Raw genomic sequence first — 23,747 nt, 5'->3', positions numbered from 1 at the left:
ACCAGATCGAACCTGATCTGGGCCTGGCGGTAGCCGAGACGCGAACTACTCGTCGTGCCTCGGCTGCCGCCAGGGGCTTTTTCACCGCAGCGCGCGCATCCGCTCGCCTGACCCGATGGCCGGAGAGGCACCCCATGTCGATGGCAGTCGATGGCCTGATCAGCGGCCTGGACACCACCTCGCTCATCAATTCGCTGATGACCCTCGAAGCCGGGCCGCAGAACCTGCTCAAGGCCAAGGTCACCACCTCGAACACCCTGGTCGCTGCGCTGCAGGGCCTAAACAGCTCCGTTGCCTCCCTCGCCACGCTCGCCAACAGGAGCGTCACCGCCGACTCCCTCAACTTGTACGCCGCCAAGAGCAGCGCCGCGAGCGTCACCGTCTCGGCCGGCAGCACAGCCACGACCGGCGCCCTCGACATCGTCGTGGATAAGCTCGCCCAGGCGCAGTCCGGCGTCACCGCGGCCATGACAGTGGCCCCCGACACCGAGTTCATCCTCGTCTCAAACAGCGGTATGAAGACCCGCATCACCGCATCGAGCACCTCCCTCGACCACATGGTCATTGCCCTCAATGCAGCGGATGCCGGCATCACCGCCACCAAAATTGCCTCCGGTACCGCAAACGGAGAAACCCAATACCGCCTGCAGCTGGTCGCCACCACGACGGGAGCCGCGGGTGCCTTCGCCCTGCACTCCGGAACCGAAGACACGGTCGCGGACACCAACAACCTGCTCACAGCGCCCGGTGCCGCCGTCATCCGCACCGCGCAGGACGCCTCGGTCACCCTGTGGAAAGGAACCGCCGCCGAGCAGGCGATCACCTCCTCGACCAATACCTTTGCCGACCTGCTGCCCGGCGTCGCCGTCACGGTGTCTGGCGTGTCGACCGACCCGGTCACGATCAGCGTCAGCCGCGACGACGCGGCGGTCAGTGCCATTGCCAAGGGTCTCGTCGAGTCGCTCAACGGTGTCTTCGCGCTCATCAGTACGAAATCTGCGGTGGTCAACAGCACCGACGCGAGCGGTAAAGCCATTGTTTCGGCCGGCGTGTTCAGCGGCGACAGCACCGTGCGCGACGTGAAGCAGCTCATCCTGAGCGCTGCGTCTTACCCGGTCGGCGGCCGTTCGCCGAGTGAGATCGGCATCAGCATCACCAAGACCGGCACCCTGGAATTCGACGCCAACAAGTTCGCCGCCGCGATGAAGGACGACCCCGAGTTCGTGAAGTCGGTACTGAGCGAGATCTCGTCGCGGGTCGCCGCCGCGGCTACAAGCGCCTCCGACAAATACGACGGAATGATCACCGGCAAGGTCACCGGCCAGGAAAGTCTCGTCAAAAGCCTCGGCACCCAGATCGACAACTGGGACCTGCGCCTCACCTCGCGCCGGGCCACCCTGGAACGCACTTACGCCTCACTCGAGGTTCAGCTCAGCAACATGAACGCCCAGTCGGCCTGGCTCACCGCCCAGGTCGATGGCCTCAACAGCGCGAACGGAAAATGATGACTATGACAATGGGAACCAACGCCCAGCGTTCGCGCTACAACCGCGACGCGGTTCTCTCGGCCACCCCGGTTCGCCTGCTCACCATGCTCTACGACCGCCTGCTGCTCGACCTGAACCGCGCCGAAGCGGCCCAGCAGCGCCAGGACTGGCAGATGGCATCGGACAACCTTATTCATGCCCAGGCCATCGTGTCGGAGCTGAGCACCTCGCTCAACGTCGACGCCTGGGACGGCGGCGAGGGGCTCTTCTCGCTCTATACCTACGTCTCGACCGCCATGGTCAGCGCCAACACCCACCGCGACCCGGCCCGCACCCACGAGTGCATCTCGCTGCTCGAACCGCTGCGCCTCACCTGGCACGAAGCCGCCGAGCTGCTGCCGGCCGCACCGGCCCCGGCCGCACGCCTGAGTGGTGAGCTCGGCATTGGCTAATAGCGCCACAACGGATGCCGGTACCCGCGCCGGGTGGGCGGGTGCGCTCAATGCGCTCGAACTGTCGCTGGACACCGCTGCCCGGTCAATGGGCCCGGCAGTCGTTGGGGGAGCCAGCGAGCCCCTGATCGCCTGGATACCGCCCAGTGCGCTTGGGCTCCTGCCGACCGAGTTCGCCGATCGGGCCCAGGATTTGCTCACCAATCAGCGCAAGTTCATCGGCGAGCTGGAACAGGCCCGCAGCCTCACCCTCAAGCACCTGACGGCGGTGCGGTCCGTGCCTCCGGAGCGCGACGCGCGGGCATCCGTTTATTTGGATGTGAACGGTTGACTCCCGTCTGAGGGTAGTAGAACAGCGGCGACACGCCGTAGCGCAACAAATCGTGGGAATGTTCTTGCGAACACCTAACGCATCTGTCGGGGTGGCCGATAGCAAGGACTGAGCACGGATTGCTCACCACCGGGCCACGGATCGGCCGTCTTGTCTTTGTCGACGAAACGGGTAATCATGCTGGACTCCGTGACCTCCCTGGCCCTCTCGAGTGCGCTGGATGGCCTTGCGCTGCGCCAGCGCACCATCGCGAACAACATCGCCAACATCAACACCCCCGATTACCACGCCAAGGTCGTCTCGTTCGAGAAAGCCCTGGCCAAATCGGTGGCTGACGGCTCGGGTGTATCTTTCGCCACGACCGAGCGTTCGCCCGATCCGACGCTGCTCAACGGCAACAACGTGAACCTCGACTCCGAGACCCTCGCCAACATCGACGCCCTGCTGCGCTACCAGTTCGCCGCCAAGGCCGTCGAGGGCCCGGTCTCGTCCATTCGCGCCGCGATGAAGACCGCCTGATGGTTGATGCCATCGGCATCGCCGGCAGCGGAATGACCCTGCACCGCAAGTGGCTCGACGCCATCGCCGACAACCTCGCCAACGCCAACACCGTGACAGCCACGACGGATGTCGCCTTCCAGGAGCGGTATATTCTCGCGCAGGAAGGTGCCGGCAACGTCGGCGCCAGTGCCACCGCGGCATTCGGTGGCGCCGAGGGAACCCTCGTGTACGAGCCGGAGCATCCGCTCGCCGATGCTGATGGCTACGTGCGTTACCCCGATATCGACATGGCCGAGCAGATGGGCCACCTCATCATGGCCCAGCGGGGCTACCAGGCCAACGCGGCCGTCGTCGACCGAGCCAAGACCGCCTATGAAGCAGCACTGCAGATCGGACGTGGCTGATGCCACTCAGCGCTATCAACGCAACCACCGCCCTCTCGGGTGTCATGGGCAGCTCGGCCACGACTGCCACGCAGCGCACCGACGGCTCCGGCTTCGGCACCGCCCTTTCGGGCGCGGTCGACAACCTGCAGCAGCTACAGGGCACCTCCAACTCCCTCGCCATCCAGGCCGTCACCGGCGACCTCAATGACATTCACACCGCCACCATCGCCGCCACCCGCGCGCAGGTGACCATGGAACTCGTCGCCGCCGTACGGAACAAGGGCGTCGACGCCTTCAACGAGATCATGAGGATGCAAGCCTGATGCCCCGGCAGGTCACCAGCGTCTTCAAACGCTTCGGAAACGCGATACGCGAGTTCACCATTGCCCAGCGCACGGTCGCCATCATCGGCGTCGCCGTGCTCGTGCTCGGCATCGCCGCGCTCAGCATGTGGGTCACCAAGCCCTCTTACACCCCCCTGTTCTCCGGCCTCAGCGGTGAAGACGCCAATAGCATCGTCGAGCAGCTGCGCACCGACGGCGTCAAATACGAACTCGCCGACGGCGGTGCGACCATTCTGGTGCCCGAGGCCAACGTCTACGATGAACGCATCAAGGCCGCGTCGACCGGCCTGCCCACCTCGAGCACTGGGGGATACTCCCTGCTCGACACCATGGGCGTCACCTCGAGCGAGTTTCAGCAGTCGGTCACCTACAAGCGTGCACTGGAGGGGGAACTCGCCAAGACCATCGGTGCCCTCGATGGCGTGAAGATGGCCTCGGTGCAGCTCGCCATTCCCAAAGAGAGCGTCTTCGTGTCGGAGCAGAACGACCCGACGGCATCCGTTTTCGTGGAGACCCAGAACGGCGTCACGCTCTCCAACGACCAGGTGCAGGCGATTGTGCACCTAACCAGCGCCTCGATCGACGGCATGACCGCGGCCGACGTCGCGGTCGTCGACTCAACCGGCGCAGTGCTCTCCGCTGTCGGCGTTGGTGCCACCGGAGGAGCCGACCAGCAGGCCTCCGACTATGAGACCCGCGTGCGCACCGCCGTGCAAGCCATGCTCGACAAGGTCGTCGGCGCCGGTAACGCCACCGTCGTTGTCGCCGCCGACATGAGCTACGAGTCGGCCGAACGCGTCGAGGAATCGTTCACCTCGCCGACCGATGCGCTGGCCCTCAACGAATCCGTCGACACCGAGACCTACTCGGGAACGGGTGGCAGCGCCGCCGGCGTGCTCGGCTCCGACACGGCCGCCGTTGCCGACGGCGCCACCGATGGCACGTTCTCGAGCGAATCCACCACCCGCAACAACGCCGTCAATAAGGTCACCGAGAGCCGCACCATCCCGGCGGGAGCGATCACCCGCCAGACCGTTTCAGTGGCCGTCGATTCCGATGCCGCCGCCACCCTCAACGTGGCCGACATCACCTCACTCGTAACCTCGGCCGCCGGTATCGACGCCATCCGCGGTGATGCGGTCACCGTCGAGGTCATGGCCTTCGACACCACCGGTGCCGCCGCCGCAGCCGCAGCACTCACGGCCGCAGCGGATGCCGCCGCCGCCGAGCAGTTCGCCGAGATTCTGCGAGTGTCGGTGATCACCGCCGGCATCGTCATCACGCTCGTCATCAGCCTGATTCTGTACGCCCGCCGGTCACGTCGCCAGAGCCGGGAATCGGTGGAGATCGGCGATCTCACCGAGATGCAGAACGCGCTCGGCGCGCCCAACGTTCCGCTCGCCGTGACACCGTCGGCTGCATCGCTGTTTCTAGACAACCTGAATGACACCCCGACCCGGATCATTCCGACCATCGCCTTCGTGCCGACCGACACCGACCTGCGTCGTGCGGAGATCGATTCCCTGGCCAAGTCCGACCCGCGCAGTACTGCAGAATTTTTGCGCGGCTTCATGGACGATCGGCAACGCGTGTGAACGAGCCCGGGACAACGCTAACCGGCACCCAAAAGGTGGCCGTCGTGCTCATGAACATGGATCGACAGCGGGCAACCGAGGTCATGAAGCAGTTCAGCGACGTCGAGGCTGAAGTCATTGCCGCTGAAATCGTGCAGTTGCGTAATGTGGACCCGACCGTTGCCGAGGCCACGCTCAACGAGTTTCACGAGATCACCCAGAAGGGTCGCCGGCTGTCCCGCGGCGGGCACGAATTCGCCGTCGGCCTGCTCGAAGCCTCGTTTGGCGCCGAGCGTGCTGCGGGGGTGATGAACCGCGTCGCCACCAGCATGGCCGGCAAAGCGTTTGAGTTTCTCGACCCCTCGGAGCCGGGCGACGTGCTCAACCTGCTCGACGGTGAAATGCCCCAGACCATTGCGCTGGTTCTCGCGCACCTGCGGCGCGACCAGGCATCCGCTGTTCTGGCCGGCATGGAGCCTGGCCTGCGCACGGACGTTGCCCAGTGCATCGCCACCATGTCGAGCGCCACGCCCGAAGCCATTCGCGTCGTGACCGACACCCTCAAGCTGCGCACCGGAAAGATCGTCTCCCGTGAGAGCATCGAGGTGATCGGGGGGGTACAGCCGCTCGTCGACATCATCAACCGAGCGGATGCCGCCACCGAGCGCGCCCTGCTGGAGGGGCTCGAAGAACGCGATCCGATCCTGGCCGAGGAGATTCGCTCCCGCATGCTGACCTTCGTCGACATCGTCAAGCTGGAGAGCCGCGACGTGCAGCAGGTGCTGCGCGGCATCGACACCAACATTCTGGCCATGGCCATGAAGGGCACCTCCGACGCCGTAGCCGAGGTCATTCGGGCCAATCTCTCCGAGCGCAACCGTGACGTTCTCGACGACGAGACCAAGAGTCTGGGACCGGTGCGCATGCGCCAGGTCGAAGACGCCCGCGCTGAAATCGTGCGTGCCATTCGCGACATGGAAGCACAGGGCAGCATCACCGTGCAGCGCGGCGCCGAGGACGAGTATGTCAACTGACACCGGGTTTGGCCGCATGGCCTTTCCACGCCTGCGCGACGAGGAGCAGGACCGCGCCGCCGAGCAATCGCGGGCCGAGGGGCACGCTGCCGGTTACACCGAGGGGCTGCGCCTGGCCGCAGCAGATGTTGCGCGTCGCGCCGACGAGATCAACGCCGAACACGCCGAAAATGAACGCTCCGGCGACGCGCAGGTCGACCATGCGGTGAGGCTGCTCGGCGCAGCCGCCCGCGCCCTCGACGAACGCAGCATTCCGCTCATCCAGCATGCGGAGAGCACGCTCGTGAACATGTCCCTCGAGCTGGCCGAGGCTATCCTGGGCGCTGAGCTCAGCCACACGGAACCGTCGGCGCGTCGCGCACTCGAACGGGCCATGCTTCAGCCTGACCAGCTCGATCGCAGCGAGGTGCACACCATTCGCATGCACCCGGAGGATCTCGTCGTGCTCGGAGCGCAGACGCGGGCACTGGAGAACATCACGTTCGTTGCTGATTCCCGGCTCAAGCGCGGGGATGCGATCACCGAGTTCAGCGACGGGTTTCTCGACGCCCGCATCGGCACGGCCTTTGATCGGGCCAGGGCCGCACTCGTCGAGGCGACGGCATGATCACCGCCTGGCGTCCGCGGGCCGCGCAACTCGTGCAGGCGATCGAAGCCGGACGTCCGGAGCGGGTCGGTATCGTGTCGTCCATCGTCGGTCTCGGTGTCGAGGTGCGTGGCCTGCGCTCGGCGATCGGTGACATCGTCACCCTCGGCGCCCGGCCTGGCCACGCCGGCATCGATGCCGAAGTCGTCGCCACGACCCAGAGCGGCATTCGGTGCATGCCCCTGGGCCGCATCACCGGGTTGCAGGCTGGCGCCCGGGTGCGGTCCGCCGGCTCGCCGCTGCTCGTCCCCACCGGTCGCGGGTTGTTCGGCCGAGTACTCGACGGCCTCGGCCGCCCGATCGACGGCAAGGGACCGCTCCTCTCCGACGGTTTCGTCTCGCTCGAACACGACAGCCCGTCGGCCATGCACCGGGCGCGCATCACGACCCCGCTGCACCTCGGCGTGCGGGTTCTCGACACCCTCACCACGGTTGGTCGCGGGCAACGCCTGGGTCTTTTCGCCGGTTCCGGAGTCGGAAAGTCATCGTTGCTGTCGATGATCGCCCGCGGAACGGATGCGCGGGTGTCGGTGATCGCGCTGGTCGGCGAACGCGGGCGTGAAGTTCGTGAGTTTCTCGAAGACGACCTCGGCCCGGAAGGCCTCGCCCGCTCCATCGTCGTGGTCTCCACGTCGGACGAACCGGCGATGATGCGTCTGCGCGCCGCGTTCACCGCCACCCGCATTGCAGAATCGTTTCGCGACCAGGGCGCCGACGTGATGCTCATGATGGATTCCCTCACCCGGGTGGCCATGGCCCAGCGTGAAATCGGTCTGTCGGTCGGTGAGCCGCCGGCCACCCGCGGCTACCCGCCGTCGACATTCTCGGTGCTTGCCCGGCTGCTCGAACGCGCCGGAACCGGTGAAACCGGCTCGATCACCGGAATTTACACGGTACTCGTCGACGGTGACGACCACAATGAGCCCATCGCCGATGCGGCCCGATCCATTCTCGACGGTCACGTCGTGCTGGATCGCAAGCTTGCGATTACCGGCCATTTTCCTTCCGTCGACGTGCTCGCTTCTATCTCTCGTGTCGCCTCCCGGGTAAACAGCCCCGAGCGGAACGCGTTTGCGACGACCCTGCGCCGGGTCATGGCGGCACGTCAGGGCGCGCAGGACCTGCTCGACGTCGGCGCCTACCGGGCCGGCGCCAACCCGCTCGTCGACGCCGCAGTCGAGAACGATGTCGCGATCAAGGCGTTTCTGCAGCAGCGGATGGACGACCAGACTCCGACCGATCAGGCCTGGGCGCAGCTCGGCCAGCTGACCCGCGCGTTCGGGGCTGTCGCATGAGCCGCCTGTTTCCCCTCGCCGGACTGCTCCGACTGCGCCGGCTGCAGAAGGACCAGGCCGCCCTCGACCTCGCCGAGGCGAATGCCCGAGTGGCCGCGAGCGAGGCGCGTCGAGGCCGCGCCCGTTCCGCTCTCGGAGCCCTCGGCAGTAGCCCGCAGACCATCGCCGCAATCAACGCCATGGCCGCCGCGCGATCGTCGTCCCGGAGCATGCTCGCCGAACTCGACGCCGTCGGACGCAACCACGAGGAAAGCCTCGACTCGGCAGAATCGGTGTTCAACTCCGCGCGCGCCGAGTCGGTCGCGCTCGCGAAGCTGCATGAGCGGCATGCCGCCGCCGTGCTGGCCGCCGATCTGCACGCGGAGCAGACCGTGCTCGACGAAATCGCCGGAGCACGCTGGCGCCGCAGCCGCACGGCCACGCCCGATTTGGCCGCGACCGAGTCCGTCACGAACGATGACAAGGAGACACCATGACAATGATCGCGGCCATGGGGCGCATCAGCCAGATCCAGGCGACGCTGCAGCAACTCTCCAGCATGTCGACCGAACGTGTCACGACGACGGCGGCGACCGCCGCCGCGGCATCCGCTTCGGCTGATAATTTCGCAGCGACCCTCGCGGCCGCTCTCGGCACGAGCGCGACCAGCGCGACCGGTTCGGCGAACGGCACGACCGGCGCTGAAGTCGTGGCATCCGCGGAGAAATACCTCGGTGTGCCCTACGTCTTCGGTGGCGAAGACTCGAGCGGAATGGACTGCTCCGGACTCGTGCAGACCGTGTATGCCGATATCGGAATAGAACTGCCGCGCCTGGTTTCGGGCCAGATGAAGATGGGAACCGAGGTGGCGTCGCTCGCTGAAGCCCAGCCCGGCGACCTGATCGTCACGGGCGGCGGCGACCACATTCTCATCTATGCCGGCGACAACAAGGTCATCCACGCTCCCTACCCGGGCCGCACCGTCTGCCTGCGGGAGGCCTATATGACGGATGCCGACATCACCACCATCCGCCGCATCATCCCCACTCCCACCGCGGCAACCGGCACCGGCTCCACCGACATGCTCAGCGTCGCCTTCGCCGCCTTCGCCCAGCAGAACCCAACAGCCCCGGGAAGCTCACTATGACTCTCGCCCTCGGCCAATTTCGGCTGGCCGCCGCCCCCGCAGCATCATCGATGCCGCGCGAGAGGTACTCGGCGGGCGCCGACGCATTCGCGTCGATCATGCAGGACAGCGTCGCCGATCGCGCTGGGTCTTCCGCCTCGACGAGAGAACAGAAAACCGAGCGCTCACGTCATTCCGCGACCGAGTCGGCCGATTCGGCGGCTACGGCCGATACCCCGGCAGTGGAGTCCGCGCGTCCGTCGGCGCTTCCGTCGGCGCTCCCGTCAGCCGTGACTTGGGCCAGCACCGCCGGTGCTGCTGCGGCGCAGGCAGCCCGCGCATCTGTCGCGGCTGGCATCGGCGGTGAGGCCGTGCCTGACGCCGCCGTGCCTGACGTCACCGAGCCTGCCATTGCCGAATCCGACGTTTTTTGGCCCGCCGCGACACTCGATCAGACCGTGGCTCTGACCGCTGTGGTTGGTTTGCCTGGTCTAGCTGCGCCGGCTTACTCCACGGCCGGGGGCGCTCTCCCGGCGCCCGTCACCGCCACTCCCGCTTCGGCTGCGGCCATTGTCGACGCCGCGGGTACCGCAGCCCTGACCGCCGTGGCCCTCGCCGTCACCGCAGCGGCCCGTGCCGCTGCGGGCCGAGGTATGTCGGGACCGGGCCACCCCGCCGACACCGGCACAGCCGCTGCTGCACTGCCAACACCCACCGAAGCGGATGTCGCGGCGCTGCCCGCCCAGACCCCGTTCGCAACCGGCGGAGCAGCGACACCGCCAGCCGCGAACGCGCCGCTCTTGGAAGCTACCTGGGCAAGTGGCGGTGCCGCACACGTTGCTGTCCAGAGCATCACCCCGGCTGTCGGAGGGGCGGCAGGTTCCGATCTGCCCGACTCGGTGCGGCTTGCCGGGCGCACTAGCGCCATTGCCAGCACCGCGACCAACAGCGCGACCGAAGCCGTCGCACCGGTCGCGCCCCCGGCATCCGCTCTACCAACCGCTGTGCCCGCCACATCGGCGACGGCCACGGCCACCTCGGTCGCCGCACCCCCACCCGCCGTCGCCGTGCCGCTCGCCGCGCAGATCATGAAGCCGCTGTTCTCGCTCACTAGCGCGGGGCCGGGCGAGCATGTGCTGACCATCAGCCTGACGCCCGACAACCTGGGGCCGGTCACTGTGCGCGCGCACGTGACGGGGGAGGGAATTCGCGTGGAGCTGTTCGCCGCCACCGACCTGGCACGCGAAGCCCTGCGCGTGATCTTGCCCGACCTCCGTCGCGACCTGGCCGGTTCGGGGCTGAACTCCCAGCTCGATCTGTCTCCCGAGAGCCAGGCCGGCGATCCCAGTGCCACCCGCCAGCCGCGCTCCGACGGTGACCGGCGCAGTCCCGACGGCCGCAGTCCCAACGGCCGCAGTCCCGACGGTCGAACACCGGATACTCCGCCGGAGAACCGACCACCCCGATTCGGGTCTATCCACACTATCGACGTACTGGCATAAGGAGAATATCCGTGACAATCGACGCCCTGGCGGCCGCTGCCGCTGCTCCCACTGGAATGTACTCGTCTACGACGACGACGCGCACCCCCAACCAGTCCATGGACTCGGAGGTGTTCATGTCGCTGTTGGTGACCCAGCTGCAGAATCAGGATCCCAGCTCCCCGATGGACACCAACGAGATGATCGCCCAGACCACTCAACTCGCCATGATGGAAAAACTCACCGAAATGGCCACGGCGAGCGAGGAGGGCTTCTCCCTGCAGATGCGCACCTCCGCGGCCGCGCTGGTGGGGGAGACCGTCACCTATACCAACGCCGACGGTGACCTGATCACCGGGCTGGCCACGTCGGTCTCGTTTGCCAACGCGGTTCCCCTGGTCACCGTCAATGGGGAGCCGGTCGCCCTCGACGTCATCTCCGGCGTGACGAGCGCTGAAGGCGCCGAAGATACGGCTGACGCCACGGAGGCAACCACCGCGGCCTGATCCGCGGTAATGGCCCCGCCACCCCACTCATTTCATCGCATATTTCATTCTCGAAAGGCAGCACCTCATGCTTCGTTCTCTCTACTCCGGCATCTCCGGCCTTCGGTCACACCAGACCATGCTCGACGTCACCGGCAACAACATCGCCAACGTCAACACGACCGCGTTCAAGGCGTCCGCCGCCCAGTTCCAGGACACACTGTCACAGCTCACCCAGGCCGCTGGCGGCGCCACGGCCACCACCGGTGGTACGAACCCGGCCCAGGTGGGCCTCGGCGTGCAGGTCGCCGGAATCTCCACGAATTTCGCCCAGGGCTCAGCGCAGTCCACGGGCAAGACCACCGACCTTATGATCTCCGGCGATGGTTTCTTCGTGACATCCCTCAGCGGTGAGACCCTATACACCCGCGCCGGGTCGTTTGACTTCGACTCGGTCGGCCGTCTCGTCTCGCCCGACGGCGCGATCGTGCAGGGCTGGGGCGCGAACAACGGCGTCGTCAACGCCGGCGGCGCGGTCGGTAACATCACCAGGCCCGTCGGCGCCATCGTGCCAGCGTCGAAATCTACCGGCGCGACCTTCACCGGCAACCTGCCTTCGGAGACTGCGCTCGACGAATCCCTCGTGCGCACCGTCGATGTCTACGACGACCTCGGCAATTCCCGAACGGTGTCACTGACCTTCACCCGCACGGGCGCACCGGCCGTAGACGGCTGGACCGTGGGCCAAACGCCCAAATCAGGGGTCACGTCGCCAGCACCCGTGCAGCTCACCGCTGATGGCACGACGGGTAACTTCAATGCTTCCGGCGCACTGATCGTCGACGGCATCGTCATGAACCTCGACGCCCTCAAGGGCTTCTCGGGCCTGACCACCGTTGCCGGAGCCACCGACAACGGCAACGAGGCCGGCACGCTCAACAGCTACACGCTCGGTGCCGACGGCACCCTCGTCGGCCTGTTTAGCAACGGCCAGCAGATGGCCATCGGCCGCATCGCCCTCGCCACCTTCGTGAACCCCGGCGGGCTCGAGAAGGCCGGTTCCTCCGCCTACCGAGCTACCTTCAACTCGGGCGGCGCCGAGCTTGGCACCCCCGGCTCGGCCGGCCTCGGCTCGCTCACGAGCGGTGCGCTCGAAATGTCGAACGTAGACCTGTCGCAGGAGTTCACGAACCTCATCGTCGCCCAGCGTGGCTTCCAGGCGAACGCCCGCATCATCACCACTTCCGACGAGGTGCTGCAGGAGCTGACCAACCTCAAGCGCTAATCACGCTTGGTAGACGCGTTCGTGGGGTCCTGGGGCGGCCGGACCCCACAATCTTGTCTACTGAGCCTCGGGCTGTGCATAACTTTCCCAAGATGCGCCGCATGCGTCATCCTCAGAGCATGACCGCACGGAAGAATCTCCCACCGCACCTGCTGAGCGGGCCATTTACCGTGGCACAGGGCACGGCGCACGGATTGTCTCCCGGTCGCATGAGGGCCGGCGATCTCGCCCGGCCATTCTGGGGTGTGCGCGCGCCGACATCCGCTTTATTGAGTACGGTGGACCGCTGCACGGCCCTCGCAACACGGATGCCGGCGGGCGCGTTTTTCAGCCACCACACGGCGGCACTGTTGTTCGGCGCTCCGCTGCCTCCGCACTTTGCCGTCGCGAATACGCTGCACGTCGGAGCCCCCTTGCCCGGTCGTGAGCTGCGAATGAACGGCGTCATCGGGCACTCGATGGTTGTCGACGACGCCGATCTGTTCGATTTGTTCGGACTCAGCGTCACGAGCCCGGCACGCACGTGGTGTGATCTCGCAGGGAGCCTCACCCTCAGGCAGCTTGTAGCGGTCGGCGACTACCTGATCCACTGGCAGTCGCCGCTGGTTTCTCTCAATGAAATCAGTCAAACTATCGACACCCACCGTCGCGAAAAGCCACTCCTCCGTCGGGCCTTCTCGCTGCTGAGCAACCGGGCTGAATCCTCGCCGGAATCCGAACTTCGAGTCATCGTGGTGACGAACGGCCTGCCAAAGCCACTCGTGAATGAGAACATTTTCGCGGCCTCCGGTCGGTTATTAGGCCGCGGAGACCTGTACTTTAAGGACCACGGCGAGCTGCTCGAGTACGAGGGCGACCACCATCGCACCGACCAACGGCAGTGGCGCCGGGATCTCACGCGCACGGCCGATATGGAATCGGAGGGGCTTCACGTAACCCGGGTCAACGCTGAGGATCTGCGCCACGAGGCAGCACTCGTAGCGCGAATCGCGCGCAACCTACGCCGTCGCGGGTGGCTCGGCGCGCCCCGGCGCGTTCAGTAGACAGTTTTGGTGGGTTAGATCTTCCTTTCACCCGACGAAATTGTCTAGTGAGCGGATGCCTTACCCAAGCGTTCAAGCGGCCGACAGTAGCGAATGACATCCCGTCTGCGGTGTCACAACCAGGGATGAGCACATGATCGTACTAACGCGGCTGAATGACAGCCACTTTGCGATCAATCCTGACCTGATCGAACGCATCCACGCGAACCCCGACACCACCCTGGTCATGGTCGACGGCGCCAACTTCATCGTCACGGAATCCATGGAGGAAGTGATCGAGAAGATCGCGAGCTACCGTGCGCACGTGATCGCGCTCGCGTACGACCCGAGCGCCGGCGAACTGCCGCGAGGCCCCAGGAAGCTGTAGTGGACCCCGCAACTCTGATCGGCCTGGTACTCGCCTTCGGCGCGCTCCTGGCCATGATCACCCTCGAGCATTCCTCCGTCATGTCAATCCTGCTGCCGGCACCCATGATCCTGGTCTTCGGCGCGACCATCGCGGTCGGCCTCGCGGGCGGCACGATCAAGGACTTCACGTCCGCTTTCAAAGCGCTACCCGGAGCGTTCCTCGGCAAGACCACGCCGCCGCAGTCCGTCATCGACCAGGTTGTCGGCCTCGCCGAAACGGCCCGCAGCGCCGGACTTCTCGCACTCGACCAGGAGTCCGAGAAGGTGACCGACCCGTTCCTGCGCGGCGCCCTGCAAAACATCGCAGACGGCACCGACGGGGATGAACTGAGGATGCTCCTCGAGGACGAGATCGCGACCAGAGCTCGGTCGAATCGAAATGCCGCCAAATTCTTCACCGGACTCGGCGGGTACGCACCGACGGTCGGCATCATCGGCACGGTCGTGTCATTGACCCACGTTCTCGAGAACCTGGACACTCCCGCGACCCTGGGACCAATGATCGCGGCCGCCTTCGTAGCCACCCTCTGGGGACTGCTCTCGGCCAACTTCATCTGGCTGCCGCTCGGCTCACGCCTGCGCCGTCTGGCCGACCTCGACGTCGACCGCATGACCCTCGTCATGGAGGGTGCCCTGGCCGTGCAGGCCGGCAGCCAGCCTCGGCTACTTGGAGAGCGCCTGCGTGCCATGGTTTCCGCCGAACTGTTGCCGAAAACCGGTGCCAAGGCCAAAGACGGCACAACGGATGCCGTCGGTTCCGCACAGACAAAGACAAAGAGTAAAGGAAAGGGCAGGAACAAAGACCTTCCCGAAGCCGCATGACTACGCGCGCCAAGCGCCGCGAAATAACTGAGGAGGAGGACGTTCACCCAGACGAACGGTGGATGGCGTCCTACATGGACATGGTCACCGTGCTGATGTGCATGTTCATCGTGCTCTTCGCCATGTCGACGGTCGATCAGGATAAGTACGAACAACTGGCCAACTCGCTCGCCACCGGCTTTGGGGCGGTGGATGCGGGCAAGGTCGATACCGCCGAGGGCGTCGTCGTTCCGGCTGACCTCGTCGACAATGAAGGAGAGTCACCGACCGAGGTGACCCATTCGGCCGACGCCATCGATCCGGCCGACGCGACGGCCGAGGCGACGGCAAACGCCGAGGCCGCCCAACAGGAGGTCGCAAAGCTGGACGCGCTCGAAGCGGCTATCACCGGAAGCCTGGCCGCGGCCGGAGTGGCCGACCTGGTGGAATTCCAGATCACCGACCGCGGGCTGACTCTGGGGTTGGTCGGGAGCGAGACGTTCTTCGCACCCGACAGCGCTGAACTCACCGCGGCCGCGGCCGCGGTGCTCGATGCCGCAGCTCCGGCCTTCGTGGTGACGGGGCAGAAGATTTCAGTCGAAGGGCACGCCGACAAGCACGGCCAGTCCCAGGCCTTCGCCACCGACTGGGAATTGTCGGCGAGCCGAGCCACAAAGGTGTTGCGTCGTCTCGTCGAGCAGGGTGGCGTCGGCGGGGGGCTGATCTCCGCCGTCGCGTTCGGTTCTGCCCAGCCGGTGAACACCGGTTCCAGTCCCGCCGATATGGCGCAGAATCGCCGAGTTGACATCGTGCTGCTGTCGAACCAGCCGGACAGCGTGCGCGCCCTCATCCCCGGCATGGTCGCCGAGAACTGACGGCCGGCCGCGCGCCGCATCCGCTACCCGAGGCTGCTTACATTGCGGCTGACCCGGTCGATAGTGCCAACGTGACAGTTCACGATCAGGTCGGCAGCGGTGCGCCCGCAAAAGTGGCGAAGAGCGTTGAGCTGTACGACTTTCGACGTCCCACCACCCTTGCCAGGGAGCACTCCCGCGTTCTCGAACTGGCCTTTGAAACCTTTGCTCGTCAGTGGGGCACCCAGCTGACCGCACGCGTGCGCGTACTCTGCACGGTGACCTGCGAGCAGGTTCTCATGGCCACCTACGACGAATATGCGGGTTCCCTGCCGCCCAAGACCGCCATGGTGCTGTGCACGGTCGGCGGCCTCGAAGCCCGCGCGGTCATCCAGTTTCCGACCACGTCGGCCCTCACCTGGGTGAACCACATGCTCGGCGGCAACAGCAGCGTGCCGGTGAACGCGGAGCGCAATTTCACTCAGATCGAACTGGCCCTGATCCGTAAACTCATGGCAGAAAGTCTCGAGGATCTGCGCTACTCCTTCGGCCCGCTGATCGTGAACGAAATGGGCGTCGAAGCGATTCAGTACAACTCGCAGTTCGCGCAGGCCGCCGCCACCGGCGACTTGATGGTGGTCGCAACCTTCGCCATGCGGGTGGAGAAGATCACCGCGACGGCGACCGTGGCCATTCCCGCCGCTGCCCTGATGCCGCAGCTCGGCGAAGCGAACCCGACGAGCACGTCGTCCAACGCCACCCAATTTCTGCAAGCCCAAATCGCAGCGGTGCCGGTCGATGTGTCGCTCCGGCTCGAGACGGCCCACGTGCTGCCCAGTCGCATCCTGTCGCTGGCCGTCGGCGATGTTCTGCACGTTCCGCATCCCCAGCATCGTCCGCTCAATCTGGCCGTAGACGGCCAGATGCTGGCCCGCGCGGCCGTCGGTGCGAACGGTTCCCGGCTGGCCTGCATCGTCATTGATACCGAGGAGACAACTCAATGATTTCTACCCGATCACTTCCAGAACTCGCTGTCAATGCACTCATTCGCGTGTTGCCGACGACGGTGCCGCTGCAAGCTCTGCCGCACGCGGGCGGCGCAGAGCTGACCGCGCGCCTTGGTTTTGCCGTGGTGGCCTCGTTTGTGGGTACGACCTCCGCTGATCTGGCCGTCGTGCTCAGCGACTCAGCCTCACTCGACGCCGCAGCCGGGGCGAACTCCCAGCTTGTCTCAAGCCAGGACGTTCTGCGACCCGCCCTGGAAAGCGCCTCTGGTGTGCTCGGAATCGGCGTTCTCGGCGACTCACGGGTTGAAGACGCGTCGGCCCTGTTCGCCGCCGAAGACACCCAGGTGTTCGAGCTGAGCGCCGGCGGGGTCGTGACCGGCTGGTTTGCCATTCGCGTGCGCCAAAACGGTGTCGTCCGCGGGCCCGTCGCCGCCCCGGACCGCACAGTCCTGGGCAACCTCGGCCGCATCAGCAACGTCGAAATGTCGCTGACGGTCGAGATCGGGCGCACCCGCATGTCCGTTCGCGACGTTCTGTCGCTCAAACCGGGGGCCGTCATCGAGCTGGATCGCTCGGCCGGAGCACCGGCCGATATCCTTCTCAACGGACGGCTCATCGCCCACGGGGAAATCGTTGTCGTCGACCAGGACTACGCCGTGCGCATCACCCAGATACTCGATGTCGCGGATGGCTTGTCTTAAGTGGAGACCCTGATTGTCGCGGTGCGCGTCGTCCTGTCCCTGGGCGTGGTTCTCGCACTGCTCTGGTACCTGCAGCGCCGCCTGTCGCGCGGCGCACTCGCGAAGGGGGCGACCAACCCGGTGACCGTCGTGGGCCGTCAGCCCATCGGGCAGAAGGCATCCGTTGTCGTCGTCGAGGTGGAGGGAACGCGCCTCGTACTCGGCGTGACCGAACAGGCCGTCACCGTGCTGCACGAGAAATCCCTCGCGACCCCGTCATCGACCCTCGACGAGGCCATTTCGATGCTGGGCGCGCCGCAATCCGCTCCGGCGACGGCATTCGCCCGTTCGCTGGCCGCCGCCACAGCGGATGACGCCGCTCCCGTCACCGCGTCCGTCGCGTCCGCTGCACTGGCCGGGTCGATTCTGTCACCGTCGACGTGGCGTCAGACGGCCGCTCTGCTTCGGCAGGGACGGTGATTACCGCACCACACCGCACGGTGTCCACGGCCTTCTTGGCCCGCACCGGCGTGCTGGTCGTCCTCGCCGTGCTGATCACTGCCGCGCTGCTCTGGCTGGGCGCGACGGCCGGCCACGCTATGCCGGTCGACCCGACCGCGCCGACCGACCCGACCGACCCGACCGACCCGACCGACACCGGCGGCGGCGGCCTCAGCGTCGACATCAACGGCCCGGACGGAGCGCCGTCGTCAGCGATCGTCACCCTGCTGGGCATCACCCTGCTGTCGGTCGCACCGGCGCTGCTGCTCATGATGACGAGCTTCACCAAGATCTTCGTGGTGCTCGCCATGACCCGCAACGCCCTCGCCCTGCCCTCGATCCCGCCGAACCAGGTACTTGCCGGCCTCGCCCTGTTCCTGTCGCTGTTCATCATGGCGCCGGTGCTGACCGACATCAACACCGTGGCCCTGCAGCCCTACCTCGACGGTTCCCTCAACTTCACCGACGCGCTCAACCTGGGTTCGGAGCCGTTGCGGCAATTCATGCTCGCCAACACGCGTGGCGAAGACCTGGCACTGATGACCAGGGCCGCCGACCAGCCCAACCCCGACAACCCCGACGATGTCACCCTGCTCACCCTCATCCCGGCTTTCATGATCTCTGAACTGCGCGCCGCCTTCATCATCGGATTCGTCATCTTCATTCCGTTCTTGGTCATCGACATCGTCGTCTCCGCGGCGCTCATGTCGATGGGCATGATGATGCTGCCGCCCGTCATGATCTCGCTGCCCTTCAAGATTCTGTTGTTCGTGCTCGTCGACGGCTGGGGACTCATCATCACGAGTCTCATCGGCAGTTATCAGATGGCCACATGAACACGAATGCGGTGCTCGACATCGGCCTGCAGGCGCTGATCCTCGCCGCCAAACTCTCGGCCCCGGTACTCATCACCGCCCTCGTGGTCGGTTTCGCCATCTCGCTGATGCAGTCGATCACCCAGATCCAGGAAGTCACCCTGTCGTTCGTGCCCAAAGCGATCGCCGTTGCCCTAGCCCTGCTCATCTGCGGCCACTGGATGATCGCCGAATCGATCGCCTTCACCAACCAGATGTTCGAGAAGATCCCCGCGCTGCTCGGCGGAGGCTGACGTGGAGTTCAACCTCAATTTCGCCTGGATCGAAGCGGTCATGCTCGCCGGTGTGCGCATGGTCGCTTTTCTGGTCATCGCGCCGCCATTTTCCTATCGCGCATTCCCCGCACGGATCAAAGCGATGCTGGCCATCGGGCTGGCCCTGGCCGTCTCGCCGCGGGTCACCGCCGACTACGTCTCACAGGACACCGCCGGTTTCGTCGGCGCCCTGATTCTGGAAATTCTGGTCGGTGCCACCCTGGGCTTCTTGGTTTTTCTGGTCTTCGCCGCCGTGCAGTCGGCCGGTGGTCTCATCGACATGTTCAGCGGGTTCCAGATGGCGCAGGGCTTCGACCCGCAGTCCATGATCAACGGCGCACAGTTCACCCGCCTGTTTCACATGACCGCGCTCGCGTTGATGTTCGCCTCCGGCGCCTACCAGCTGGTGCTCGGCGGCCTGTTTCGCAGCTACTCCGCCATTCCACTCGGCTCGGGCCTGGACCTGGCCGCGCCAGCGCAGGCCATGATCGCCGCCACCACCCAGATGTTCCTCGCCGCCGTGCAGATCGCCGGCCCCCTGCTCGTGGTGCTCTTTCTAGCGGATGCCGGCCTCGGCCTGCTCACACGGGTCGCGCCCGCCCTCAACGCGTTCGCCCTCGGCTTTCCGCTCAAGATCCTCATCACGTTGAGCCTCGCAGCGACGGTCTTCGTGGCCCTGCCGCGCATCGTGTCGTCTCTCACCGGGCAGGCCCTCGACGCCCTCATGGCGGTGAGGTAGGTGTCCGAAACCGACTCCGGCGAGAAGACCGAACCAGCCACCCAGAAACGCATGAAGCGGGTGCGCGAAAAGGGTGAGCTGTCAAAATCACAGGATGTCACGGCGTGGCTCGGCGTGGGTGTCGCCGGCCTCATGCTGCCGGCTACCATCGCGGCGGGCGGCGCGGCGGGAACCGACCAGATGTACCGCATCGGCACGCTCGCCAGCAATCCGGATCCGAGCGTCGCCGTTGAAGCGCTCGGGAGGGGCCTGGCCTCACTGGCCGATATTCTGACCCCGTTCTTTGTCGTGGTGCTCATCGTCGTGCTGGGCGGAGCAGCCGTGCAGGGCGGCATCCACTTTAAGAAGTTCACCGGCAAGTACGAGCAGTTCAATCTCGTCACGGGCATGAAACGTGTGTTCGGCACGCAGGCGCTCTGGGAGGGCGTGAAGGTGCTCGCCAAGACCGCGGCTGTGGGTGTGGTGCTGTACTGGGTGGTCCAGGGCCTGATGCCGGTGCTGCTGACCGCCGGGGGACTACCGGTGTCGGAGCTGCTCAGCGCCGCCGCCGGCGGAACGGCCGCCCTGCTGCAGGCGGCCGTAGCGGCCGGCCTCGTGCTCGCCGTGGCCGACATCTACGTCATCATGAAACGCAATCGCAAGAAGACGATGATGACGAAGAAAGAGGTCAAGGACGAGAACAAAGCATCAGAGGGCGACCCGCTGATCAAATCGCAGCGTCGGTCCCGCCAGCTGATGATGAGCCGCAATCGCATGATCGCCTCGGTCGCCGACGCCAACGTCGTACTGGTCAACCCGACGCACGTGGCCGTGGCGCTCAAGTACGAACCGGGCAAGTCGGCTCCGCGCGTGGTCGCCAAGGGGGTCGGCCATATCGCCGCCCGCATTCGCGTGCAGGCCGAGACCGATCAGGTTCCGATCGTGCAGGACGTGCCGCTCGCGCGGGCCCTGCATGCGGCATGCGAGATCGGCGACGAGATTCCGACCGAACTGTACAACGCGGTCGCCCGGGTGCTCGCTTTCGTCATGGCCCTGCAGAAGCGGGGGAGTACGGGGGGAACCCACACCATGAGCGCCCTCGCCGCCCCACCATCATCCCCATCAGTACCGAGAACTGCCGGAGGCCGTTCGTGAATCGTAATCTCATCAAGCTCGCCGTTCCGGTCGGCGTGGTCGGCATCATCCTGCTGTTGGTCGTGCCGATCCCGGCTGGCCTGCTCGATGTCCTGATCATCCTGAACATCATGCTCGGACTGGTCACCCTGCTCACGACGATGTTCGTGAAGAAGCCGCTCGACTTCTCGGTTTTTCCCTCGTTGCTGCTGGTCGCGACCCTGTTTCGTCTTGGCCTCAACGTGGCATCCACTCGTCTCGTTCTTGGCGATGGTTACGCTGGGCAGGTGATTGAAGCCTTCGGGCACGTCGCCGTCGGCGGCTCGATCATTATCGGCGCGGTCATTTTTCTCATCCTCGTGGTGATCCAATTCGTCGTGGTCACCAAGGGCGCCGAGCGAGTGGCCGAGGTCGGTGCACGGTTCACCCTCGACGCCATGCCCGGCAAGCAGATGGCCATCGACGCCGACCTCAACGCCGGCCTGATCACCGATGCCGAGGCCAAGGATCGTCGTGCCGAAGTGTCCGCCGAAGCGGACTTCTACGGTGCCATGGATGGCGCCTCCAAGTTCGTTAAGGGTGATGCTATCGCCGGGCTCGTCATCATCGTTATCAACCTCATCGGCGGCATTGCCATCGGCATGCTGCAGCGCGGCATGGAGATTGGCGAGGCGGTCAACACCTACGCCCTGCTGACCATCGGAGACGGCCTCGTCACCCAGATCCCGGCCCTGCTCATGGCCGTGTCCACCGGCATGATCGTGACCCGCTCGAATGCGGAGACCGACATCGGGTCGACGGCATCCGCTCAGCTCACCCAGTCGCGTAACGCCCTGACCATTGCCGGCGCGGCGGCCATTCTGATGGCGCTCATTCCTGGCATGCCGGTGCTGCCGTTCCTCATGGTGGGGATGGCGCTCATGCTGATCGCTCAACGCATCAAAGCCGGGGAGGACACCAAACTGGCCAGCATCGAGGCCACCACAGCCTCAGAGAAGAGCGCTCCCAAAACCGACACGACCGAAGACCTGATCGAGCAGATGCGCGTGCACGCGCTCGAGATCATGCTCTCGCCCGACCTGGTCGACCTGGTCTCCGGCGCGTCGGACGACCTGCTGGCCCGGGTTCGGGGCCTCCGTCGCAAAATTGCCATGGACCTGGGCGTGGTGGTGCCGCCGGTGCGCACCAGGGACAGCGTCGATTTACCGTCGTCGACCTACGTCATTCGCATCGCCGGTGTTGAATACGGGCGCGGGTTAGCACCAGCCGGCAAGGTGCTCGCGCTCGGTGACGCCCTCGAAACCCTTCCCGGGCAGGTCACCATCGAGCCGGTGTTCGGTCTGGCTGGAAAATGGGTACCGAGCGAAATGCGGCACAGCGCAGAGATGACCGGTGCCACGGTCATCGACCGGGTCTCGGTCGTGGTCACCCACCTCTCGTCGATCATCACCACGAACGCGGCGCGCCTTCTCACCCGGGAAGACGTGCGGGTGCTCACCGATGGAGTCAAACAGGTCAATCCTTCGGCCGTCGACGATCTGATTCCCGGCCTACTCTCGCTCGCCGAGGTGCAGCGCGTGCTGCAAGGGCTGCTAATCGAGCAGATTCCCATCAACGACCTGCCGCGCATCTACGAGGCGCTATCCCTGCGGGCCAAGGCTTCCAATGACCCGGAAGGGCTCGTTGAAGCCGCCCGTCAGGCCCTCGGCCCGGCTCTGACCGCGCAGTATCTCGAAGGCACTGTGCTGCGGGTGATCATGATTGAACCTACCCTCGAGCAGTCCATGCTCGAAGGTTTGCGCCCGTCAGATCAGGGCACCCAGATCTTGATGGACCCGGCCCGCATCGAAGCCGTGCTCAACTCCGTGCGTACGTCCGTTGCCAGGGTCGAAGCCAGCGGACAGACCGCGGTGCTGGTCTGTGCTCCGGCGCTTCGCCCCGCCATCCGTCGCCTGATCTCCACGCAGACCGGCGGCCTGCCGGTATTGTCATACCAGGAAGTAACGTCGGCGAATGTGACCATTGAGACAGTGGGTGTGGTCCGTGGAGCCGAAACGATTTCTGCTTGAGGGTGCGACACTGCGGGAACTGCAGGAACGCGTCCTAGCCGAGCACGGGGCCAATGCCACCATCATCGCCGCCGAGCGGGTGACCGTCGGCGGCATCCGTGGATTCTTCGCGCGTCAGCACTACGAAATCACGGTCGAGGTCTTAGAACCGGCACAGCGCAAGCGGTCGGCGCACGCCGGCCTTGATATTTCGGCCCGGCTCGGTATTGCGGCCCTGCTCGACGATGCCGACGAGGCCGAATCCCAGCTGTACCCGACGCAGTCCTCGCCACGGTTGTCGACGGCCTCGGACGGGTTCGCGAAGCTTATGGACGAACTCACCTTCGCGACCGGTCGTAGTGTCGTGCAGCAGGTCGGGCCCGATCTACTCGTTGCATCGGCTCCGGCCATGGTTGAAGCCCCGATCCAGGCGGTGACCCGGGCACCGATCATGGCCGCGGCGCCGAAGCTGGCCCGCCCACCCGTTCCGGCCCCGCTCACCCGGCCCGGAGACCTGGTTTTGATCGTCGGGCTCGAACAAGACCCGATCACCGTTGCTCGCCTTATGTTGCGGGTGGCCGGTGCGGGAGAGCTGCGCATTTCTGGCGCCGTGGCCAACGACCAGATCGAGCGCGTCGACGATCGCCGCGGCGCTGTGCTGGCCAGGGCCCTTGGAGTGGAGATTGGGCACAGCACGTTCATCGCCTACGGTATCGAACCGTCCACGGATGTGATTGCGCGCGCGGCCACACTCGCCGCGATCGGTGCCGATCAGGTCTGGGTGGTGGTTGACGCTAGTCGAAAAACTGAGGACACCATACGTTGGGTCAACCTGGTCGTCACCGTCGTCCAGGTGCACGCGGTCGCCGCGCTCGGTCGCCAGTTCACGACCTCACCCGCCACGGTCGACGACCTCGGACTGCCGGTGGAATGGATGGACGGGCGGGTGGCCGCCGCGCCGACCGGCCGTCGCGCGGCGCCACCGCATTCTCGGCCCGACGACGGCGAACGGTAAGCT

At 65.7% G+C, this 23,747-nt stretch carries 28 protein-coding genes; all 28 read left to right on the top strand.

From position 1 onward, the window contains the following. Positions 1-134 precede the first annotated feature (134 nt). The 28 genes from fliD to E3T47_RS10510 all read left to right on the top strand — a co-directional run bounded on the left by fliD (position 135) and on the right by E3T47_RS10510 (position 23,744). Entirely contained in the window at positions 135-1,505 is a 1,371-nt protein-coding gene (gene fliD, locus E3T47_RS10645) for a flagellar filament capping protein FliD (protein WP_134556036.1), read from the top strand. Positions 1,506-1,510: 5 nt separating this feature from the next. After that, a complete protein-coding gene (gene fliS, locus E3T47_RS10640) occupies positions 1,511-1,939 on the top strand; it encodes a flagellar export chaperone FliS (protein ID WP_166805693.1) in 429 nt (142 codons plus the stop codon). Continuing rightward, a complete protein-coding gene (locus E3T47_RS10635) occupies positions 1,932-2,270 on the top strand; it encodes a hypothetical protein (RefSeq protein ID WP_134556034.1) in 339 nt (112 codons plus the stop codon). Before fliS ends, E3T47_RS10635 begins: the two co-directional genes overlap by 8 nt. A 177-nt stretch (positions 2,271-2,447) precedes the next feature. Further along, entirely contained in the window at positions 2,448-2,789 is a 342-nt protein-coding gene (locus E3T47_RS10630; RefSeq protein WP_134556033.1) for a flagellar basal body rod protein FlgB, read from the top strand. Then, a complete protein-coding gene (locus E3T47_RS10625) occupies positions 2,786-3,175 on the top strand; it encodes a flagellar basal body rod protein FlgC (protein ID WP_134556032.1) in 390 nt (129 codons plus the stop codon). Before E3T47_RS10630 ends, E3T47_RS10625 begins: the two co-directional genes overlap by 4 nt. After that, the gene (gene fliE / locus E3T47_RS10620; RefSeq protein ID WP_134556031.1) at positions 3,175-3,480 is read left to right on the top strand and encodes a flagellar hook-basal body complex protein FliE; all 306 of its coding nucleotides are present in this window, start codon (positions 3,175-3,177) and stop codon (positions 3,478-3,480) included. Before E3T47_RS10625 ends, fliE begins: the two co-directional genes overlap by 1 nt. Beyond that, on the top strand, positions 3,480-5,096 hold the full coding sequence (gene fliF, locus E3T47_RS10615; protein ID WP_134556030.1) for a flagellar basal-body MS-ring/collar protein FliF: 1,617 nt from the start codon (positions 3,480-3,482) through the stop codon (positions 5,094-5,096). The genes fliE and fliF overlap by 1 nt, the downstream gene beginning before the upstream one ends. After that, positions 5,093-6,109 carry a flagellar motor switch protein FliG gene (gene fliG, locus E3T47_RS10610; RefSeq protein WP_277871824.1) on the top strand — a complete coding sequence of 339 codons (1,017 nt, stop codon included), beginning with the start codon at positions 5,093-5,095 and terminating at the stop codon, positions 6,107-6,109. The genes fliF and fliG overlap by 4 nt, the downstream gene beginning before the upstream one ends. Continuing rightward, positions 6,099-6,716 carry a FliH/SctL family protein gene (locus E3T47_RS10605; RefSeq protein WP_134556029.1) on the top strand — a complete coding sequence of 206 codons (618 nt, stop codon included), beginning with the start codon at positions 6,099-6,101 and terminating at the stop codon, positions 6,714-6,716. Before fliG ends, E3T47_RS10605 begins: the two co-directional genes overlap by 11 nt. Next, positions 6,713-8,050 carry a FliI/YscN family ATPase gene (locus E3T47_RS10600; RefSeq protein WP_134556028.1) on the top strand — a complete coding sequence of 446 codons (1,338 nt, stop codon included), beginning with the start codon at positions 6,713-6,715 and terminating at the stop codon, positions 8,048-8,050. The genes E3T47_RS10605 and E3T47_RS10600 overlap by 4 nt, the downstream gene beginning before the upstream one ends. Further along, positions 8,047-8,526 (top strand): flagellar FliJ family protein, encoded by a 480-nt coding sequence (locus E3T47_RS10595; RefSeq protein WP_134556027.1) that lies wholly within the window; start codon positions 8,047-8,049, stop codon positions 8,524-8,526. The genes E3T47_RS10600 and E3T47_RS10595 overlap by 4 nt, the downstream gene beginning before the upstream one ends. Next, positions 8,523-9,176 carry a C40 family peptidase gene (locus E3T47_RS10590; protein ID WP_134556026.1) on the top strand — a complete coding sequence of 218 codons (654 nt, stop codon included), beginning with the start codon at positions 8,523-8,525 and terminating at the stop codon, positions 9,174-9,176. The genes E3T47_RS10595 and E3T47_RS10590 overlap by 4 nt, the downstream gene beginning before the upstream one ends. Further along, positions 9,173-10,657 carry a flagellar hook-length control protein FliK gene (locus tag E3T47_RS10585; protein WP_134556025.1) on the top strand — a complete coding sequence of 495 codons (1,485 nt, stop codon included), beginning with the start codon at positions 9,173-9,175 and terminating at the stop codon, positions 10,655-10,657. The genes E3T47_RS10590 and E3T47_RS10585 overlap by 4 nt, the downstream gene beginning before the upstream one ends. Before the next feature lie 11 nt (positions 10,658-10,668). Continuing rightward, positions 10,669-11,142, top strand: coding sequence for a flagellar hook capping FlgD N-terminal domain-containing protein (locus E3T47_RS10580; RefSeq protein WP_134556024.1), 474 nt, complete (start codon positions 10,669-10,671; stop codon positions 11,140-11,142). A 67-nt stretch (positions 11,143-11,209) separates the two neighbouring features. Then, positions 11,210-12,406, top strand: a complete 1,197-nt coding sequence (locus E3T47_RS10575) for a flagellar hook protein FlgE (protein WP_134556023.1) — start codon at positions 11,210-11,212, stop codon at positions 12,404-12,406. A 119-nt stretch (positions 12,407-12,525) separates the two neighbouring features. Next, positions 12,526-13,449 carry a hypothetical protein gene (locus tag E3T47_RS10570; protein WP_134556022.1) on the top strand — a complete coding sequence of 308 codons (924 nt, stop codon included), beginning with the start codon at positions 12,526-12,528 and terminating at the stop codon, positions 13,447-13,449. Between the two features lie 133 nt (positions 13,450-13,582). Then, the gene (locus tag E3T47_RS10565; protein ID WP_134556021.1) at positions 13,583-13,816 is read left to right on the top strand and encodes a flagellar FlbD family protein; all 234 of its coding nucleotides are present in this window, start codon (positions 13,583-13,585) and stop codon (positions 13,814-13,816) included. Next, entirely contained in the window at positions 13,816-14,679 is an 864-nt protein-coding gene (locus tag E3T47_RS10560) for a motility protein A (RefSeq protein WP_134556020.1), read from the top strand. Before E3T47_RS10565 ends, E3T47_RS10560 begins: the two co-directional genes overlap by 1 nt. After that, positions 14,676-15,533 (top strand): OmpA/MotB family protein, encoded by an 858-nt coding sequence (locus E3T47_RS10555; RefSeq protein WP_134556019.1) that lies wholly within the window; start codon positions 14,676-14,678, stop codon positions 15,531-15,533. The genes E3T47_RS10560 and E3T47_RS10555 overlap by 4 nt, the downstream gene beginning before the upstream one ends. A 71-nt stretch (positions 15,534-15,604) precedes the next feature. Then, the gene (locus E3T47_RS10550; protein ID WP_241982169.1) at positions 15,605-16,516 is read left to right on the top strand and encodes a flagellar motor switch protein FliM; all 912 of its coding nucleotides are present in this window, start codon (positions 15,605-15,607) and stop codon (positions 16,514-16,516) included. After that, positions 16,513-17,220: a flagellar motor switch protein FliN gene (gene fliN / locus E3T47_RS10545; protein WP_134556018.1), complete on the top strand. Its 708-nt coding sequence runs from the start codon at positions 16,513-16,515 to the stop codon at positions 17,218-17,220. Before E3T47_RS10550 ends, fliN begins: the two co-directional genes overlap by 4 nt. Beyond that, the gene (gene fliO, locus E3T47_RS10540) at positions 17,221-17,679 is read left to right on the top strand and encodes a flagellar biosynthetic protein FliO (RefSeq protein ID WP_134556017.1); all 459 of its coding nucleotides are present in this window, start codon (positions 17,221-17,223) and stop codon (positions 17,677-17,679) included. Further along, a complete protein-coding gene (gene fliP, locus E3T47_RS10535; protein WP_241982202.1) occupies positions 17,679-18,536 on the top strand; it encodes a flagellar type III secretion system pore protein FliP in 858 nt (285 codons plus the stop codon). The genes fliO and fliP overlap by 1 nt, the downstream gene beginning before the upstream one ends. After that, positions 18,533-18,808 (top strand): flagellar biosynthesis protein FliQ, encoded by a 276-nt coding sequence (gene fliQ, locus E3T47_RS10530; RefSeq protein ID WP_134556016.1) that lies wholly within the window; start codon positions 18,533-18,535, stop codon positions 18,806-18,808. Before fliP ends, fliQ begins: the two co-directional genes overlap by 4 nt. 1 nt (position 18,809) lies before the next feature. Beyond that, positions 18,810-19,568 (top strand): flagellar biosynthetic protein FliR, encoded by a 759-nt coding sequence (locus tag E3T47_RS10525; protein WP_134556015.1) that lies wholly within the window; start codon positions 18,810-18,812, stop codon positions 19,566-19,568. Next, the gene (locus tag E3T47_RS10520) at positions 19,569-20,702 is read left to right on the top strand and encodes an EscU/YscU/HrcU family type III secretion system export apparatus switch protein (RefSeq protein WP_134556014.1); all 1,134 of its coding nucleotides are present in this window, start codon (positions 19,569-19,571) and stop codon (positions 20,700-20,702) included. It abuts the gene before it with no gap. After that, on the top strand, positions 20,699-22,750 hold the full coding sequence (locus tag E3T47_RS10515) for a flagellar biosynthesis protein FlhA (protein WP_134556013.1): 2,052 nt from the start codon (positions 20,699-20,701) through the stop codon (positions 22,748-22,750). Before E3T47_RS10520 ends, E3T47_RS10515 begins: the two co-directional genes overlap by 4 nt. Continuing rightward, the gene (locus E3T47_RS10510) at positions 22,725-23,744 is read left to right on the top strand and encodes a hypothetical protein (RefSeq protein WP_134556012.1); all 1,020 of its coding nucleotides are present in this window, start codon (positions 22,725-22,727) and stop codon (positions 23,742-23,744) included. The genes E3T47_RS10515 and E3T47_RS10510 overlap by 26 nt, the downstream gene beginning before the upstream one ends. Positions 23,745-23,747: the final 3 nt, after the last annotated feature.

The organism is Cryobacterium ruanii, from assembly GCF_004404055.1.
In the GTDB taxonomy this organism is placed as follows: Bacteria; Actinomycetota; Actinomycetes; order Actinomycetales; family Microbacteriaceae; genus Cryobacterium; species Cryobacterium ruanii.
This window is presented reverse-complemented; position numbering and strand designations above follow the sequence as displayed.

Excerpts from the sequence above, each read along its gene's own strand:
- fliD (WP_134556036.1), top strand. The coding sequence starts at position 135 with ATGTCGATGGCAGTCGATGGCCTGATCAGCGGCCTGGACACCACCTCG.
- fliS (WP_166805693.1), top strand. The coding sequence starts at position 1,511 with ATGACAATGGGAACCAACGCCCAGCGTTCGCGCTACAACCGCGACGCG.
- E3T47_RS10630 (WP_134556033.1), top strand. The coding sequence starts at position 2,448 with ATGCTGGACTCCGTGACCTCCCTGGCCCTCTCGAGTGCGCTGGATGGC.
- fliE (WP_134556031.1), top strand. The coding sequence starts at position 3,175 with ATGCCACTCAGCGCTATCAACGCAACCACCGCCCTCTCGGGTGTCATG.
- fliF (WP_134556030.1), top strand. The coding sequence starts at position 3,480 with ATGCCCCGGCAGGTCACCAGCGTCTTCAAACGCTTCGGAAACGCGATA.
- E3T47_RS10605 (WP_134556029.1), top strand. The coding sequence starts at position 6,099 with ATGTCAACTGACACCGGGTTTGGCCGCATGGCCTTTCCACGCCTGCGC.
- E3T47_RS10600 (WP_134556028.1), top strand. The coding sequence starts at position 6,713 with ATGATCACCGCCTGGCGTCCGCGGGCCGCGCAACTCGTGCAGGCGATC.
- E3T47_RS10595 (WP_134556027.1), top strand. The coding sequence starts at position 8,047 with ATGAGCCGCCTGTTTCCCCTCGCCGGACTGCTCCGACTGCGCCGGCTG.
- E3T47_RS10590 (WP_134556026.1), top strand. The coding sequence starts at position 8,523 with ATGACAATGATCGCGGCCATGGGGCGCATCAGCCAGATCCAGGCGACG.
- E3T47_RS10585 (WP_134556025.1), top strand. The coding sequence starts at position 9,173 with ATGACTCTCGCCCTCGGCCAATTTCGGCTGGCCGCCGCCCCCGCAGCA.
- E3T47_RS10575 (WP_134556023.1), top strand. The coding sequence starts at position 11,210 with ATGCTTCGTTCTCTCTACTCCGGCATCTCCGGCCTTCGGTCACACCAG.
- E3T47_RS10570 (WP_134556022.1), top strand. The coding sequence starts at position 12,526 with ATGACCGCACGGAAGAATCTCCCACCGCACCTGCTGAGCGGGCCATTT.
- E3T47_RS10565 (WP_134556021.1), top strand. The coding sequence starts at position 13,583 with ATGATCGTACTAACGCGGCTGAATGACAGCCACTTTGCGATCAATCCT.
- E3T47_RS10555 (WP_134556019.1), top strand. The coding sequence starts at position 14,676 with ATGACTACGCGCGCCAAGCGCCGCGAAATAACTGAGGAGGAGGACGTT.
- fliN (WP_134556018.1), top strand. The coding sequence starts at position 16,513 with ATGATTTCTACCCGATCACTTCCAGAACTCGCTGTCAATGCACTCATT.
- fliQ (WP_134556016.1), top strand. The coding sequence starts at position 18,533 with ATGAACACGAATGCGGTGCTCGACATCGGCCTGCAGGCGCTGATCCTC.